This window comes from Aquimarina spongiae, from assembly GCF_900141785.1.
Taxonomy (GTDB): Bacteria; Bacteroidota; Bacteroidia; order Flavobacteriales; family Flavobacteriaceae; genus Aquimarina; species Aquimarina spongiae.
Genome location: NZ_FQYP01000002.1, coordinates 475025 through 490879, shown reverse-complemented (window position 1 = coordinate 490879; position 15855 = coordinate 475025). Strand labels below are relative to the sequence as shown.

Below are 15855 nucleotides of genomic sequence, written 5' to 3'. Positions count from 1 at the left end.
TAAATTTACATTATTCTTTCAAACAACAAGTATTTGTTATTTCTGAGCTTCTAATGCATCCCAAAATTCATAAGCTCTTCGTAAATGAGGAATAACGATAGTACCACCTACTAGTGTGGCAATACTCAAGGCTTCTGCTACTTCTTCTTTAGAAAGACCTTCTTTATGGCAGGTTTCCAAATGATAACGAACACAATCGTCACAACGTAATACTGCAGAAGCAACAAGACCCAACAATTCTTTAGTTTTTACAGACAATGCTCCTTCCATATAAGCATTGGTGTCTAGATTGAATATTCTCTTTATCACTTTGTTATTATCCTCCAGGATACGAGAATTCATTTTCTCTCTGTAAGCGTTAAATTCGTCAACTATGTTGCTCATTAGGATTGTTTTTGAAGTTTTTGTTTTTCTTTTTTGATAACAATTTTTGAGATAACGATACTTACCTCGTATAATATGATAATCGGAATCGCTACGATCACCTGACTTGCAATATCAGGGGGAGTAATTACGGCGGATAAGATCAGTACGATAACTAATGCAAATTTTCTGTACTTCCTTAAAAATTCGGGAGTAACCAGACCTACTTTGGTCAAAAAGAACATGATTACAGGTAACTCAAAGATCAATCCACAGGCGATTACAGAAGCTCTCACTAAAGCAATATAGCTATCAATATCAAACTCGTTCAAAACCTCGGCACTTACTTGATAGCCTCCTAAAAAGTTAATGGATAGAGGGGTGATTACGTAATACCCAAAAAGAACTCCAAGAAAGAATAGCCATGAACAAATGATGATAAATCCTTTTGAATATTTCTTCTCATTATCATACAGCGCCGGAGCGATAAATTTCCAAAATTCATACAGAACATAAGGAAAAGCTATAATGAAACCAGCAGTAATGGAGGTCCAGATATGAACAGAAAATTGCCCGGCTACTTTTCTACTTTGAACGCTAAATGGTAATTCTTTAAAACAAAGACTATCATCCAAGCCTAACAACTTAGACAGATTACAAAGTCCTTTGTAGGTGGGGAAATCTGGTTTCTTAGGACCAAAAATAAGAACGTCGAAAATGAATTCCTTAGCTACAAATGCAATAATAGCTGCTATCAAAACCGCCATTGTTGCCCTTATTAGATGCCAACGAAGCTCTTCTAGATGATCCAGAAAAGACATGGATTGTGGATTTTTTTGTGTATCTGTTGCCATTATAAAATTCCTTCTCGCATTAAATCGTGAATATGGACTACACCGCTATATTTACCTTCTTCTGCGGCCAATAATTGTGAAATGGAATTTTCCTCCAATACTTCGAGAGCATCAACTGCCATAGCAGTATTTGTTATTGTTTTAGGATTAGGAGACATGATATCTTTTGCCGTAAGACCATCAAAAGAAGTGTTGGTCGTCAACATTCTCCGAAGGTCACCATCCGTAATGATACCAATAATCTTTTCCTGATCAACAACCGCTGTGACTCCCAGCCGTTTTTCAGTCATTTCTACAATGACTTCATTAATGTTTGAGTCTGGAGAAACTTGAGGTTTTTCGTTTCCTGAGGTAATGTCACTTACTCTCAAGTATAATTTCTTTCCTAATGCTCCTCCCGGATGGTATTTTGCAAAATCTCTACTCGAAAAACCTTGCAAGTGCAATAGGCATACTGCCAAGGCGTCTCCCATTACTAACTGGGCTGTAGTACTTGTAGTAGGAGCTAGGTTATTAGGACAAGCTTCTTTATCTACATAGGCGTGCAGTATAAAGTCGGCTTCCTGTCCTAAGAATGAATTTTTATTTGCAGTGATACCGATTAACGGATTTTTGAAGTTCTTGATCAGCGGGACAAGCACTTTTATTTCTGGTGTATTTCCACTTTTGGAAATACAAATTACAACATCGTCTTTTAGGATATTTCCCAAATCTCCATGTATAGCATCTGCCGCATGCATGAATACCGCTGGAGTACCCGTAGAGTTCATCGTAGCGACAATTTTGGTCGCTATAATGGCGCTTTTGCCAATACCCGTTATGATCACTCTACCTTTTGAGTTTTGTATAGTTTCTACAGCTTTTGCGAATTCTTCGTCGATTAATTCCTCTAAATAAGCTATTGCTTGTGCTTCTTCTGCTATGGTTTTTTTAGCATAAGAAATTATGGTGTCTTGGGTATTCAAAATTTAAAAAATTTGCATGTTATCAATAAAGAATTTATTATCTTTAATTTACGCAAAGGTATGTAATACCTTATTAATTTTAAATACTGTCAAAAAAAAGGATTATAATTTATGATTTCCTTATATTTGACAGTTTAATACTGTAATTGAAATTATCCACTTAAATCTGTTATTGGGGAGATAGATTTTAGTGTTAGTGAAATCTTTATTTAATTGGTTTATAAAAGTTTAAGGATTTAATGAGTGTGAATGAAACTGACTTACAAGATGCCCTCAAGAAGTATTTTGGTTTTAGTCAATTTAGAGGATTACAAGAAAAGGTAATAAAAAGTATTCTTGACAAGCAAAATACTTTTGTAATTATGCCTACAGGTGGTGGGAAGTCCCTATGTTACCAACTCCCAGCATTGATGTGTAAAGGAACGGCAATTGTCGTATCTCCCTTGATCGCCTTGATGAAAAATCAGGTGGATGCTATCCGAAGTATATCTGCAGAAGAAGGAATAGCCCATGTCTTAAATTCATCGTTGAATAAATCAGAGGTAAAAAAGGTAAAAGGAGATATCGAAAGTGGTGTCACAAAACTACTATATGTCGCTCCAGAGTCGTTAACCAAAGAAGAATACGTAGATTTTTTAAAATCCCAGGAAATTTCTTTCCTAGCGGTAGATGAAGCCCATTGTATTAGTGAATGGGGGCATGATTTCCGGCCGGAATATAGAAATCTGCGAAATATTATAAAAAGGATCGGAGAGGATATTCCTATTATTGGCCTTACGGCAACAGCAACTCCCAAAGTGCAGGAAGATATTCTTAAAAATTTAGGGATGGGCAATGCTCAGACATTTAAAGCTTCTTTCAACCGTCCCAATCTTTTTTATGAAATCCGTCCAAAGACCAAAAATGTAGACGCCGATATCATTCGTTTTGTAAAACAAAATTCGGGAAAAAGTGGTATTGTATATTGCTTAAGTCGAAAACGAGTTGAAGAGCTAGCACAAACATTAGAGGTAAATGGAGTTAAAGCAGTTCCGTATCACGCAGGGCTAGACGCCAAGACTAGAGCAAAACATCAGGATATGTTTTTGATGGAAGATGCGGATGTTGTGGTAGCCACTATTGCCTTCGGGATGGGAATTGATAAACCGGATGTGAGATTTGTAATTCATCACGATATTCCAAAAAGTATCGAAAGTTACTATCAGGAAACAGGCCGAGCTGGTAGAGATGGCGGAGAAGGACATTGTCTGGCATACTACTCCTATAAAGATATTGAGAAACTCGAGAAGTTTATGAGCGGTAAACCAGTTGCAGAGCAGGAAATAGGTCATGCACTGCTTCAGGAAGTGGTAGCGTTTGCTGAAACCTCTATATCGCGACGTAAATTCATTTTACACTACTTTGGAGAAGAGTTTGATGAAGTACATGGAGAAGGAGCGGATATGGATGATAATGTTCGTAATCCAAAAAAGAAACACGAAGCCAAGGATGAGGCCAGACTACTCTTAGAAGTAGTAAGTAAAACCGGAGAGATATATAAATCCAAGGACTTGGTAAACACACTTACCGGTAAGAGTAACGCATTAATTATTTCTCATAAGACGCACCAACAAGATTTTTTTGGTAGTGGTAAAGCCAAAGAAGATAAATATTGGATGGCGCTGACCAGACAATTATTGGTTGCTGGATATCTAAAAAAGGATATAGAGACCTATGGCATTATACGAATGACCAAAGAAGGAAAAGACTTTATTACGTCACCTTCAAGTTTTATGATGACCGAGGATCATATTTACGACGAAACCAAAGATGATACGATTATCACAGCTGCCAAAGGAGGAGGAAAAGGAAGCAGTGATGAGAAATTGGCAGGTATGTTAAAGGATCTGCGAAAGAGTGTAGCCAAAAAGCTCGGAGTACCTCCTTTTGTTGTGTTTCAGGATCCTTCTATAGAGGATATGGCATTAAAATATCCTGTTTCTATAGAAGAATTAGGTAATGTACATGGAGTAGGAGAAGGGAAGGCAAAAAAATATGGAAAGGAATTTGTTGCCCTTATTGCCAAGTACGTTGAAGAAAATGAAATTGTTCGTCCAGATGACTTTGTAGTAAAGAGTACGGGAGCCAATAGTGGTTTGAAACTATATATAATTCAGAATGTGGATCGCAAGTTACCTCTGGATGATATCGCATCTGCAAAGGGTATGGAAATGCCAGAATTCATTAAGGAGATGGAAGCTATTGTGTATAGTGGTACAAAATTGAATATCACCTATTGGATTGATGAAATTCTGGATGAAGATCAGCAGGAAGAAATTCATGAATACTTCTTAGAAGCCGAGAATGATAAAATAGACCTAGCTATCGAAGAATTTGATGGAGACTACGACGATGAAGAACTTCGTTTATACCGAATCAAATTTATTAGTGATGTAGCGAATTAGAGTTTTAGGATAAAAATCTATATAAAAGGCTGTCTATATAGACAGCCTTATTTTTTTAAATTTAGATTATAGACAATGGATAACAACAGATTCACATTTTTTAGTTTCTCTTATCAGATCACAATCTTCTCCCTGACTAAAGCATGGTTTTGTTCGATTAACCACAGTGCCTCCTGATCCACAATCACATATAGATTGATTGGAGTCATTGCCTCCACCTTTAATAGAGTTTCTACCAATTCTCGAAATTACATTTTTCTTTAGTGATAAACCGTCTAACTTTTTTTTCTTCATGATTTTAATGTTTTAAAAAATGATAAGTGCTTGAACATTTAGAGACACTCAAGATGTATGTCTATGATAGTACTATCTGTTGTACCGTTCATCAAATCATGAAATGTTACTACCTTTGTTTGTATTCCTTAATGTAAATCTGAAGCCATAAAAAAACCGACTGTATATGCAGTCGGTTTTTTTATATTAAAGATATCAAATGTTATCGTAAAGGTATTCCGATAGGATTGTCGCCTATGTCGTCATCCTCATCTCCATCTGTGATGATTATAGGATTTGGAGGTGTAGTACATACAATTAAATTGAAATTATTAGGTTCCAACTTTGGAGCGGGATAAAGATAAGGAGGTTGCGCACTTCCTCCATCATTGAGGGTAGCGACACTTTCTTCTGCATCAACCACAATATTTTTTCCTTCATCGTTTCTTCTTGGGTTACTAACCCTTGCACAAGGTACTTCCCACACTTCGACTCTTGAGCACAAAGTCTCCGCTACAAGAATAGAATTATACCATCGATGTTTGGCAATAATTCTAAATTGTTCTCTATCAGCACTTGACATGCTATCACCAAAGTTGACATAAATGGTTTTTCTGCATTCAAGTGGTGTAGCAGCTTTTGTTTTTTTGTTTTCAGTTGTAGCAATTTTTTGTGGTGCAATGTCTTCTTGTTCGTCTATGCTACAACTTTGTATTCCACAAATACATAGCACAGCAAAACCTAATACAATTAATTTTTTCATAGGATGTGTTTTTTGTTTTCCGTATTCATCATTAGGTTTCCCCAAACCCAAAAATGTTACCACGCGAAATTAACATTTTTTAAGAATTTTTCACTTTTTTCTTATTCATTATAAAATAGAATGTCAAGAATACGAGTATTATAGCAGTAATACCTACAAGCAATATCCAATAACTAGTTGCTGGTATTAAGGTAGTGGTATCTCCTATTAGTATTAATGGAGCCCAATAATATGGAGATGCTTCAGCGTCGGTATTGGATTTCAGATAGTCTAATTTGGCCAAACGCAAGGCTTCAGATTTTGTCTTTCCATCACTTAAATTCTTATAAAAATTTGAAGTAATTGTTGCTGTTGTTTTATCGTTGGTGCTCCATAAAGAAGGAATTACAGTATTGGCTCCGGAGGCAAAAAAACCTCTAGCTAGACTTAATACTCCTTCGCCATGTGTAATCTCCCCCAACGAGGTATTACAAGCACTGAGTACTACCAATTCGGCATTAGTTTTAGAGATGTTAATCTCATCTACGGTTAATTTAGAGTCGTGGAAGGCAATCCAGGGAGCAATTGAATCAGAAGCATCTGCATGCGTGGCCAGGTGTAAAATTTTGTATTTCCTTGCCTGCTCCATAAAATTTTCCTTGACGGCCTGTTCATTTAGTAATGATAACCCTTGGTAATACTTTTGAGCAGTATCGATTTCATCTTTGCTTTTTGATAGGGTAGAAAGGCCATTGGTAAAATTAATAGGTGCTACACCCAAAAACTCATTTTCATGTTGTCTGTTAATCCCAGTGTTTTCTTTTTGAAATGATAATGAGTATATATAGCTTATTTCGGTATTTTCAATCAAGTAAGTCCCGATACCTTTATCGGTAACAAGAGCTTCAAAAGGGATAAAACTTAATTGACGATCGGGTACAATGGTTACTTTTTTATTTTTTAATAGTTTTTTTACTTTTTCGGGGAAAAGCTGATTATATAGTTCATAAGCTACTTCTTTGTAAAAAGAGATATCTGTTGGAGTTCGAAACGGTTGATCTAATCGTTTTCTCAAATCGTATATATTATCCAAGAGCTTTTTAGGGTTATTAACCTTAAAAAAATGAGTGTCATTATCCGTAATTGTGATACCAAAAGTTTGAGGAACGGTAAGAGCAATGGATTCTGCTATAATATATTGAATAATTGTCTCATCTTTCATAGGTTTTACCCTGGTTAGTGATAGTATTTCTGGATTAATTGTGGTGTTTGAGTACGAAGGGTATATAGAAGATAATGAATCTTTAAATTGCCGTAGTATTTCTTTTTGAGCTAGTACAACAGCACTGATCGAATCTTTTTTGGTATCTGAAGCGTTAGTAAAACGTCTTTGTTGACGAATAACATTATTTTCCAGTCTTTTTTTTCTTTGTAAAATATCACCTGGTAAGTTGATATTATTTTTAATGACTTCTTGAGTAAGGAGCAATGCTTTGTTTTTCTCCATAAAGAAAAAAGCAGTTTCTATATCATTTAATTCATAACAGGCTTCAAGACCGATAGCGTACATCTGAGAGGTGGAACTTCTCCATGTAAGTTTAGAACGATAAGACAGATTTTCCTTCATCACCTGATCGGTAAATACATCTGCTGCTTTTACAGTTCGTATCGCATTTTGATAAGAAATGGTATCATTTTCTTTCTTAGCTTGCTCCAAGTAGGCTAGCGCTTTTAACTTTAATAGTTCTAGAAAAACAGACTTATCTCTAAAATAGGTAAGCTCTAATTCTTGTTTAGAGGGTAACCAATTAGAATGTTGTATCTCTTTATTAAAGTACACCGAGAATGCTTTCCGAAAGTATTCATGAGTCTCAGAATAGTTTTCTTGACCAAAAGCTGCTTGTCCTAACCCTCGATATATTTTCGGAATCAAATATGCAGCTCTTCTGTTATTTTTTGTATAAGAGCTCGCCTTCTCAAAAAAATCTTGAGCAAGTACTGGGTCTGACTTCCCATAAATCATGCCTAAATTAAAATTGACTTGGGCTAAGTTCCTGGTATTATTCATTTTTTTTGCGAGTACCATGGCTTTTTCAAAATGAATAATAGATTTGTTAATACTTTCTGTTTCCTCCTGTTGCTGTTGAAAGTACATATCTCCTAGGTTATTATTGATAGCATAATCTTCATGGATACTATATTTTTCCATAGTACTATTTAAAGAATCAGCCGCTAACAAATGAATGATAGCTTGATCATAACTTTTAGGGTCTCCAATGTTTTTGTAGCTAATCGCGGTATTGATATGATTTGATATAATGTATCTTTTATCTTTTACCGGATCGTAGTATTTAAAGGCTAATAATTGATATTCGAGTGCTTGATGTGGGTCTCCAAGTATTCGGTACGAATTTCCTATCAAATCATAGGCTTTGTCATGGTTGTAGTCAGATCCTTTTACCGCTAAAAGTTTTTTTAAAGACTTAATCCCTTCACTATGCCTACCATTTATAATGTTAAAAAGAGAATGATTGTGATAACTTCTTTTTAGCATTTCTGGATTAAAGGGGACCGCTTTTTTTCTTGCATCAATGGCAATTTCGGTAACCGATAGTGCCTCTTTCCATTTTTTTTCTTTATAAAATAACCACCGCCCCACTTGGTGTGCATCTGAGCCCAGTTGAGTGTAATCCTTATTTTTTTCATGTAGATCAAAAAGCTTGTGGTATGCTTCAAGCTTTTCGTAATCTTTACCTGGGAGTTGATGAATAGAATCCAGTGTAAAAGATATTTCCTGACCCATACAAGTATGAATCAGGAAATATACAACTATTGTAATTACCAATTTATAGGTTCTCATATGTAATTTGCGCTAGGGTTTTGACGTGTTGCGTTGAGAATTAATAAATTGAAAAATACTAAATTTTTTGTTAACGAATATTTCTTATGGGTAATCCTGGGTCGTTGTCTGTGTCAACATCATCTTCATCGCCATCTGTGATAATAATAGGAGTGTTGTCATCTACAATATCTAAACAAGTAGTATAGTTAAAATTACCATTTTCTCTATAAACCGGACTATGGGTCAATAGATTCGAAGTACCAGAACCACCATCAGATTGTGTAACAATGCTTCCTTCGGCATCTATAGCTTCTGAATTTTCTCTGTCTTCATCATTTTTGGCTATATTAGAAATGCTACCGCAAGGAACTTCCCAAATTTCTATATCTGGGCAAATCGACGGAATTAGGAATATTGAATCTCCTTGAAGCCATTCTTCTTCAGCAATTTTGCGAAAGTCATTTCTTTCTGAAGAAGGCATATTACCAAAATATACATATACGAGTTCAGTGCATACTACTGTGTTTATCCGATGGTTTCCTGATGTTACTTTGGTGACGGTTAAGTTTTCCGGGGAAATTTCCTCCTGTAAGTCTGTAGAGCAACTTTGAATTCCAATTACAAAGATTGCAGCTAAAATTAATAAAGCCGATTTTTTCATTAAAAATGTTTTTTTTGTTTTCTAATTTATTAGTATGTTTCCCTTTACATAATAATGTTACCACGCGAAAATAAAAAAAATAAAAAAATAAAGACCTTTTATTGAATGCCCACAGAAGAAAGAGATCTTTTAAAAGAATTAGCTTCAGGAAATAGCAGTGTCATACAAGAGTTGTATAGCTCCGTCTTTCCTAAGATTAGAAGTTTTGTTGTAAAAAACAACGGAGACCCAACGGATGCCGAAGATGTTTTCCAAAAAGCATTGCTGCAGCTCATTGCCAGATATAAAACAAAATCCTTTGTGATAGAAAGCTCTTTTGATGGCTATTTGTACGGTGCTTGCCGTAATTTATGGCGAAGAGAATTAAAAAAACAAAAACGCGTAGTAACAAAACCAGATACTATTGAACTAGTAAGAGAAGAAGATGATATGACTATGGCTGTTTTGGAACAAGAAAAGTGGGAATTGTTCCAGGAAAAGCTAAAGGAATTATCAGATAATTGTAAACAATTATTAGGCCTTTTCTTTCAAAAAGTACCGTATAAAGAAATTGTCGATAAATTGGGTTACAGTTCGGATAATGTAGTAAGACAACGGATTTTTAATTGTAAATCACAGTTAACAAAATTGATTAAAAGTGACTCTAGATATAAGCAAATTAAAGATGTATGAGTAATTTTTTGGAAGAAATAGATAAATATCTTGATAATATCATGACCCGGGAAGAAAGAAGAGCTTTTGAAGAGAGGGTTGATAATGATAGTACTCTTGCCGAAGAATTAAAGCTTCAAAAAGACATGCGAACGGTCTATGATGACAATGATTGGATCGAAGGAGATAAAACGGCTTTGAAAAATGATGAGGCTAAGCAATTAAGAAATTTCTTTGCAAGTGATGAGGCGAAGTCTTTGAAAGCATCAATTACAGAGGTAATGGATAATAATCGATTAAATTCTGGAAATAAAAGGTTTTATTTTTTGGGGATTGCCGCTTCTATTATTGTGCTTATGACCATTTCTATTTTTGTGTTTTCAGAGAGTGATTATAATGATCTCTATGCAGACAATATTGCATTAGAAGAAATACCGTCGATGATTACCAGAGGAGAAGAAGAAAATGAGCTAATTAACAATGCGCAAACGCTGTTTGAAAATAAGAAGTATCGAGAAGCCTCAGATGTGTTTTCAAAATATCATAATAGTGATGTGGATACTATAGATCCGCTAAGTTACATTTATAAAGGTGTCGCTCATCTAGAATTAAATGAATTTGATAAAGCTTTAGGGCAATTCGGATTACTTGAGCAAACACATACACTGCAAAGTAAGAAAGCCGATTGGTACAGGGCTATGGTGTACTTAAAACAAGAAGAAAAGGAAAAACTAAGGCAAATACTTTTGCAGATTACTTCAGACAGCACCAATTATAACTTTGAACGAGCAAAAGCACTTCTTGAAGATATTTGATCACGATAACTTTTGTGATTTACTTTCATGAAAGTTAACTTTTGGAGATTAGCGTCTATGGGATAGCAACAAAAGGTGTCCAAACATTAAAATATATCTTCGGTTTACTTCATAAAAACCATTGGCAATTGACTATCTTTGCTGCTCAAAATTAAAACGTTAAAATATATTGCCATGCAAGACGGATTATACGCAAAATTTAAAACCACAAAGGGAGACATCCTAATCAATCTTGAATATAAAAAAACACCTGGGACGGTAGGTAACTTCGTAGGGTTAGCCGAAGGAAACTTGGAAAATCAGGCGATTCCTCAGGGGAAACCTTACTATAATGGGCTAAAATTCCATAGAGTAATTGCAGATTTTATGATTCAAGGTGGAGATCCACAAGGAACAGGTGCTGGTGGGCCTGGATATCAGTTTGATGATGAAATTCATCCAGATCTAAAACATGATGGGCCAGGGGTATTATCAATGGCAAATGCGGGGCCAGGCACAAACGGAAGTCAGTTTTTTATTACCCATGTAGAAACGCCTTGGTTAGACGGGAAACATACTGTTTTTGGTAAAGTTGTAGAGGGGCAAAATGTAGTAAACGAAGTTTCGCAAGGAGATGCTATAGAAGAAGTTGAAATCATCAGAATTGGAGGAGATGCAGAAGGTTTTAATGCGGTAGAAACTTTTAGGCAATTCAACGGAGCCAAAGCAGAACGCGAAGCTGCAGCCAAAAAGAAAGCTGAAGAATTATTGGAAGAATTAGCGACTGGTTTTGATAAGACCGATAGTGGATTGCGTTATCAAATTATCCAAAAAGGGGATGGGGCAAAAGCCGAGAAAGGTAACACTGTATCAGTGCATTACAAAGGGAGTTTGCCAGATGGCACGGTATTTGACTCTTCGTATAAAAGAAATCAACCTATAGATTTTCCATTAGGGATGGGACATGTAATTCCGGGTTGGGACGAAGGAATTGCATTGCTACAGGTTGGAGACAAAGCTCGTTTTGTGATTCCTCCATATTTAGGATATGGAGAAAGAGGAGCAGGAGGAGTAATTCCACCAAATGCAACGTTAATTTTTGATGTTGAATTGGTAAATGTGAAATAACTCATTCAAAAAATGAGTAAACATATTGCAAAAGTCCCTATTTATTAGGGGCTTTTTTTTTGAAAAAAATTAAGAAAATGATGGATTATTTTGAACATTATGTAACAAATAGAATAGATTGTTGTGTTCACTCATAAAATTTATGTGTTAAACACTATTTTTTGAATTTTAAATTTCTTTTAACAATAGATTTTTATATTTTGCTAAAAATGATTTTGTTAGAGAATTAAGATTTAAGTATCTTATTAACAAAACTGCTATACCCCCTAGATATGAAACAAGTATTAATCGCGTTCTTAATGCTATGCAATATTTGTCTCTGTGTTGGTCAAAGTAAAGAGGATATTTTAACCAATATTAAAGACCAAATGGAGATTATTGATGGCTACATCGAATTTGAAACATTTTATTTGGATCCTGAAGAGTTTTTGGATAAAATGGCGGATCATGGTGCTGAATTGGAAGGATATTATGAACATGAACGTCTCAAAAAGATTCATCGAAAGGTCAGTACCAGAAATGCTAATCTAATTACAGAGTTTTATTTTTGGAATGATCAATTGATTTATGTGAATTATAAGCAGAGACCTTATCTGTACGCTACCAACGAAAGCGGACAGAAAGTGTTGGATTATTCGCGATCGTTTACCAAATACGAGTCTAAACATTTTTTTAATAATGGAGAAAGAGTAGATAAGGAAACGATAGGCTCTCCATTGGATGATGTTTCTCCTGAAACTGATTTTGTGGAGTATGCCAATAAAATGAAAGGACTTCTCGATAATAAATTCTACAATAAAGATACCTATTCTTCCTTACAAGGAAAGTGGTTATACGTTCAAAATACTCAGGATTACATCATTTTTGAAGGAACTATACGATTTAATTTTTACGATGGAAAATTCGCAAATCGTTTAAAAACTAGAATCGAAGAAGGTGTTTTGGTATGTTTCTTTCCTATGGATGATCGCATGTATAGATATAAAATAAAAAGTCTTGACGAAAATGTATTGACCTTGATAGATGAGTTTTCGAATGAAGAATTTATGTACGCTAAAGTAGAATAATCCCCTATGAATTTACAGTATCCCATTGGCCAATTTGAGTGTCCCGAAAATATAACATCAAATGATGTTCAAAAATGGATTGCTGATATCGAAGAGTTGCCAGCTAAACTAATCGATTTGGTGACGGGGTTTACAGAGGAGCAATTAGCGACTCCGTACCGAGAGGGAGGCTGGACTGCCAGGCAAGTTATTCATCATATTCATGATAGCCATCATAATGGATATATACGCTTTAAATGGGCAATGACAGAAGATACACCGACAATAAAAGCGTATTATGAAAATTTGTGGGCAGAATTGTTTGATGCCAAAACCGCTCCTATTCATTTGTCTTTGGATCTCATAAAGACACTACATGCCAAATGGGTGTATTTTCTGAAAGGACTTACAGAAGAAGACTTAAAAAAGGCTTTTGTACATCCAGAAGGTAATGTAACTATATCTTTGGCAGAAGATATAGGTATTTATGCTTGGCATGGAAATCATCATCTGGCACATTTAAATATTGTGGCGGGAGTACTTTAGAGCTTTAAAATCATACGTTGCATACCTCTATATCCATCCTTTAATCCAGGATAGTCTAACTCATAGTGATAGACGGTAGCAAATCCTATCTTTTTGTAAAAATCCAATGCTTTACTGGTGGTCATTACATCCAACCAAATGACTTTTTTATTGATGGATCTTGCATACTCAATGATAAATTGCATGGCTTTTTTTCCGATCCCCAAACCAGTTGATGATTGTAATAAGTAGATTTTTTCTAGTTGCAAAGCCTCATTATTAGTATAATCTTGAACAAGTTCATCCTTTCGGATTTTTAATAAGCCAAGATTGATGTCATCTTTCTTGATCAAATAATAAATGATGTTTTCGATGTTAAAATCTTTTTCAAAAGCCTTCTTGCTAAAACTCAGGTTAAGATAAAAGGATGGGTCTTGATTTTGCCAGATATGAGCATAATGCTCGGGATAAAAAGATTGACTTATTGTCGTTAGAATATCAATATCTTTTTTAGAACATTTTTCAAAACGAATTTCTGATAGCATAAATTATTCCTTCCACTTGATATTACATCCAATACTTGGTTTTTGGTCACTAGAAACGGTAGCATTTCGTAAAACGGCATCCAATGCCTGTCGTAGATCACGACCGTTTACGGGGATTCCGTTTCCAGGGCGGGAATCGTCTAATTGACCTCGATAGATTAATTTCAATTGAGCGTCAAATAGATAAAAATCTGGAGTGCAAGCCGCATCATATGCTTTTGCTATTTCCTGTGTTTCATCAAATAAATACGGGAACGTATAATTATTTTTCTGAGCGGTTTTCCACATTTCTTTAGGGCCATCCTGAGGATATTTCTCGATATCATTACTGCTGATAGCCACAAAACCAAAGCCCTGTACTCTGTAGTCATTTGCTACTCTTACAATTTCCTCATTTACATGAATTACAAATGGGCAATGGTTACAAATAAACATAACCACAGTGCCTTTTTCTCCTTTTACATCTTGCAATGAAAATTTATCGTTAGTAACAGCATCCGTTAAATGAAAATCAGGAGCCATAGTGCCCAAAGGAAGCATATTTGAAGGAGTACGTGCCATAATTATTTCAACATTTACAAAGGTTCCAAATTACAATATTATACTGTATAAGTCTAAAAATTGTTACCTTAGTTACAGTTAATAGTTCACTTCCTAAAATAAGCGTTAAATATGAAGACATTAGACAGTTGGTTTGAGGAATATGCGGTAAGCCATCAAAATAAAACAAATATTGCCATTCATTTTATTTGTGTTCCTGCCATATTTTTTTCGATTGTAGGTTTGTTAATGAGTATTCCTAGTGGTATACTGGCAAGCATTATTCCTGGAACAAATCCATTTATAGAAAATTGGGCTTTTTTAATCCTATTAATAGTGTTGTTTTTCTACGTAAGATTATCCATAAAAATGGCACTACAAATCTTATTGTTTTCGGCATTTTGTATTATAGCGAATTATTACATCGGGCAATATGCGCCTTTGTGGATGGTTTCTATAGGTATTTTTGCTTTGGCCTGGATCGGACAGTTTTATGGACACAAGATTGAAGGGAAAAAACCTTCGTTTATCAAAGATCTCCAATTTTTATTGATCGGACCAGCTTGGGTAATTCAAAAAGTGTTTGGAAAAAAATAAGATGACATTACAAGATTGGAAAGATTCGGGGTCTTATTTTACCTATAAGGAGAAACATCAGGTATTTTATCAAAAATCAGGAGAAGGAGAGGTCCTTATTTTGGTACATGGTTTTCCTACTTCTTCCTGGGATTGGGAGAAAATTTGGAACAGCTTAACGAGCAAGTACGAAGTGCATACTTTGGATATGATGGGATATGGATTTACTTCAAAACCTAAGGATTTCAAATATTCCATTGCGGCTCAGGTGGATTTATGGGAGTATTATCTTTCAGAACAAAAAATAGACAAATTTCATATTCTGGCTCATGATTATGGAGATACAGTAGTGCAGGAAATGCTGGCGAGATATAAAGAGAACAAACAATATCCCTATGATATCAAATCAGTAGTGTTTTTGAATGGAGGGATGTTCCCTGAGACTAATTTTCCAACAATTACACAAAGGCTTTTGCTAACTCCGTTCGGAAACCTGCTAAAGCATTTTATGGGCAGAAATACATTAGCCAAGAATTTTAAAAAAATTTTTGGAGCGCATACACAACCCAGTGCAGAAGAGATAGACGAGTTTTGGGAGGTAGTAGACTATAATAATGGTAAAGATGTGATTCCTAAGCTCATTAAATACTTAACAGAAAGAGATGTGCATAAAATCAGATGGAGAGAAGCCATTCAATACACAGATATGCCTAAACGTTTAATAGATGGGGGAGTTGATCCTATTTCAGGCAAACATATGGCAGATTTCTATCAAGAAATCGTTCCCCATGCCGATGTTATCGTTTTGGAAGAGATAGGGCATTACCCACAAGTAGAGGCTCCCGAAAAAGTATTGCAACATTATTACGAATTTCGGGACACCTTGTGAAAGACCTTTTGATCACG

17 protein-coding genes are annotated in these 15855 nt (G+C 35.2%); 8 read left to right on the top strand and 9 right to left on the bottom strand.

What is annotated here, in order from left to right:
* Positions 1-36 precede the first annotated feature (36 nt).
* From BUE24_RS06975 to BUE24_RS06965, 3 genes are read right to left on the bottom strand one after another with little or no spacing between them, the layout of a single operon-like run.
* A complete protein-coding gene (locus BUE24_RS06975) occupies positions 37-384 on the bottom strand; it encodes a carboxymuconolactone decarboxylase family protein (RefSeq protein ID WP_073315252.1) in 348 nt (115 codons plus the stop codon).
* A complete protein-coding gene (tatC, locus tag BUE24_RS06970) occupies positions 384-1217 on the bottom strand; it encodes a twin-arginine translocase subunit TatC (RefSeq protein WP_073315251.1) in 834 nt (277 codons plus the stop codon). The genes BUE24_RS06975 and tatC overlap by 1 nt, the downstream gene beginning before the upstream one ends.
* Entirely contained in the window at positions 1217-2182 is a 966-nt protein-coding gene (locus BUE24_RS06965; RefSeq protein ID WP_073315250.1) for a KpsF/GutQ family sugar-phosphate isomerase, read from the bottom strand. The genes tatC and BUE24_RS06965 overlap by 1 nt, the downstream gene beginning before the upstream one ends.
* A gap of 239 nt (positions 2183-2421) precedes the next feature.
* On the opposite strand from BUE24_RS06965, the gene BUE24_RS06960 reads away from it, so the two are divergent.
* Positions 2422-4626, top strand: coding sequence for a RecQ family ATP-dependent DNA helicase (locus BUE24_RS06960; protein ID WP_073315249.1), 2205 nt, complete (start codon positions 2422-2424; stop codon positions 4624-4626).
* Positions 4627-4692: 66 nt separating this feature from the next.
* Here the strand turns inward: BUE24_RS06960 and BUE24_RS06955 are convergent, their stop codons facing one another.
* The 4 genes from BUE24_RS06955 to BUE24_RS06940 form a co-directional block, all read right to left on the bottom strand.
* Positions 4693-4920, bottom strand: coding sequence for a hypothetical protein (locus BUE24_RS06955; RefSeq protein WP_073315248.1), 228 nt, complete (start codon positions 4918-4920; stop codon positions 4693-4695).
* A gap of 202 nt (positions 4921-5122) precedes the next feature.
* Positions 5123-5662: a hypothetical protein gene (locus tag BUE24_RS06950; protein WP_139241923.1), complete on the bottom strand. Its 540-nt coding sequence runs from the start codon at positions 5660-5662 to the stop codon at positions 5123-5125.
* Between the two features lie 79 nt (positions 5663-5741).
* On the bottom strand, positions 5742-8501 hold the full coding sequence (locus BUE24_RS06945) for a CHAT domain-containing protein (protein WP_073315246.1): 2760 nt from the start codon (positions 8499-8501) through the stop codon (positions 5742-5744).
* A 70-nt stretch (positions 8502-8571) separates the two neighbouring features.
* A complete protein-coding gene (locus tag BUE24_RS06940; protein WP_073315245.1) occupies positions 8572-9144 on the bottom strand; it encodes a hypothetical protein in 573 nt (190 codons plus the stop codon).
* A gap of 105 nt (positions 9145-9249) precedes the next feature.
* Between BUE24_RS06940 and BUE24_RS06935 the strand changes: the two genes are divergently transcribed.
* The 5 genes from BUE24_RS06935 to BUE24_RS06915 all read left to right on the top strand — a co-directional run bounded on the left by BUE24_RS06935 (position 9250) and on the right by BUE24_RS06915 (position 13309).
* Positions 9250-9816, top strand: a complete 567-nt coding sequence (locus BUE24_RS06935; RefSeq protein ID WP_073315244.1) for an RNA polymerase sigma factor — start codon at positions 9250-9252, stop codon at positions 9814-9816.
* Positions 9813-10610, top strand: coding sequence for a tetratricopeptide repeat protein (locus BUE24_RS06930; protein WP_073315243.1), 798 nt, complete (start codon positions 9813-9815; stop codon positions 10608-10610). Before BUE24_RS06935 ends, BUE24_RS06930 begins: the two co-directional genes overlap by 4 nt.
* 174 nt (positions 10611-10784) lie before the next feature.
* The gene (locus BUE24_RS06925) at positions 10785-11717 is read left to right on the top strand and encodes a peptidylprolyl isomerase (RefSeq protein ID WP_073315242.1); all 933 of its coding nucleotides are present in this window, start codon (positions 10785-10787) and stop codon (positions 11715-11717) included.
* 272 nt (positions 11718-11989) lie between these two features.
* Positions 11990-12784 (top strand): hypothetical protein, encoded by a 795-nt coding sequence (locus BUE24_RS06920; protein ID WP_139241922.1) that lies wholly within the window; start codon positions 11990-11992, stop codon positions 12782-12784.
* A gap of 6 nt (positions 12785-12790) precedes the next feature.
* Positions 12791-13309, top strand: a complete 519-nt coding sequence (locus BUE24_RS06915) for a YfiT family bacillithiol transferase (RefSeq protein ID WP_073315240.1) — start codon at positions 12791-12793, stop codon at positions 13307-13309.
* Here the strand turns inward: BUE24_RS06915 and BUE24_RS06910 are convergent.
* Both BUE24_RS06910 and BUE24_RS06905 read right to left on the bottom strand, forming a co-directional pair.
* On the bottom strand, positions 13306-13833 hold the full coding sequence (locus BUE24_RS06910) for a GNAT family N-acetyltransferase (protein WP_073315239.1): 528 nt from the start codon (positions 13831-13833) through the stop codon (positions 13306-13308). The two genes, BUE24_RS06915 and BUE24_RS06910, sit on opposite strands and share 4 nt — an antisense overlap.
* A 3-nt stretch (positions 13834-13836) precedes the next feature.
* Positions 13837-14394, bottom strand: a complete 558-nt coding sequence (locus BUE24_RS06905) for a thioredoxin family protein (RefSeq protein ID WP_073315238.1) — start codon at positions 14392-14394, stop codon at positions 13837-13839.
* A gap of 111 nt (positions 14395-14505) precedes the next feature.
* Between BUE24_RS06905 and BUE24_RS06900 the strand changes: the two genes are divergently transcribed.
* Together BUE24_RS06900 and BUE24_RS06895 are read left to right on the top strand one after the other, a co-directional pair.
* Complete coding sequence (locus tag BUE24_RS06900; protein ID WP_073315237.1) at positions 14506-14970, top strand: Mpo1 family 2-hydroxy fatty acid dioxygenase; 465 nt, start codon at positions 14506-14508, stop codon at positions 14968-14970.
* Between the two features lies 1 nt (position 14971).
* Positions 14972-15838 carry an alpha/beta fold hydrolase gene (locus BUE24_RS06895; RefSeq protein ID WP_073315236.1) on the top strand — a complete coding sequence of 289 codons (867 nt, stop codon included), beginning with the start codon at positions 14972-14974 and terminating at the stop codon, positions 15836-15838.
* Positions 15839-15855: the final 17 nt, after the last annotated feature.

Coding starts and splice junctions, on each gene's coding strand:
- BUE24_RS06940 (WP_073315245.1), bottom strand. CDS start 9,144: ATGAAAAAATCGGCTTTATTAATTTTAGCTGCAATCTTTGTAATTGGA.
- tatC (WP_073315251.1), bottom strand. CDS start 1,217: ATGGCAACAGATACACAAAAAAATCCACAATCCATGTCTTTTCTGGAT.
- BUE24_RS06920 (WP_139241922.1), top strand. CDS start 11,990: ATGAAACAAGTATTAATCGCGTTCTTAATGCTATGCAATATTTGTCTC.
- BUE24_RS06905 (WP_073315238.1), bottom strand. CDS start 14,394: ATGGCACGTACTCCTTCAAATATGCTTCCTTTGGGCACTATGGCTCCT.
- BUE24_RS06900 (WP_073315237.1), top strand. CDS start 14,506: ATGAAGACATTAGACAGTTGGTTTGAGGAATATGCGGTAAGCCATCAA.
- BUE24_RS06935 (WP_073315244.1), top strand. CDS start 9,250: ATGCCCACAGAAGAAAGAGATCTTTTAAAAGAATTAGCTTCAGGAAAT.
- BUE24_RS06945 (WP_073315246.1), bottom strand. CDS start 8,501: ATGAGAACCTATAAATTGGTAATTACAATAGTTGTATATTTCCTGATT.
- BUE24_RS06895 (WP_073315236.1), top strand. CDS start 14,972: ATGACATTACAAGATTGGAAAGATTCGGGGTCTTATTTTACCTATAAG.
- BUE24_RS06975 (WP_073315252.1), bottom strand. CDS start 384: ATGAGCAACATAGTTGACGAATTTAACGCTTACAGAGAGAAAATGAAT.
- BUE24_RS06910 (WP_073315239.1), bottom strand. CDS start 13,833: ATGCTATCAGAAATTCGTTTTGAAAAATGTTCTAAAAAAGATATTGAT.
- BUE24_RS06930 (WP_073315243.1), top strand. CDS start 9,813: ATGAGTAATTTTTTGGAAGAAATAGATAAATATCTTGATAATATCATG.
- BUE24_RS06960 (WP_073315249.1), top strand. CDS start 2,422: ATGAGTGTGAATGAAACTGACTTACAAGATGCCCTCAAGAAGTATTTT.
- BUE24_RS06955 (WP_073315248.1), bottom strand. CDS start 4,920: ATGAAGAAAAAAAAGTTAGACGGTTTATCACTAAAGAAAAATGTAATT.
- BUE24_RS06915 (WP_073315240.1), top strand. CDS start 12,791: ATGAATTTACAGTATCCCATTGGCCAATTTGAGTGTCCCGAAAATATA.
- BUE24_RS06950 (WP_139241923.1), bottom strand. CDS start 5,662: ATGAAAAAATTAATTGTATTAGGTTTTGCTGTGCTATGTATTTGTGGA.
- BUE24_RS06925 (WP_073315242.1), top strand. CDS start 10,785: ATGCAAGACGGATTATACGCAAAATTTAAAACCACAAAGGGAGACATC.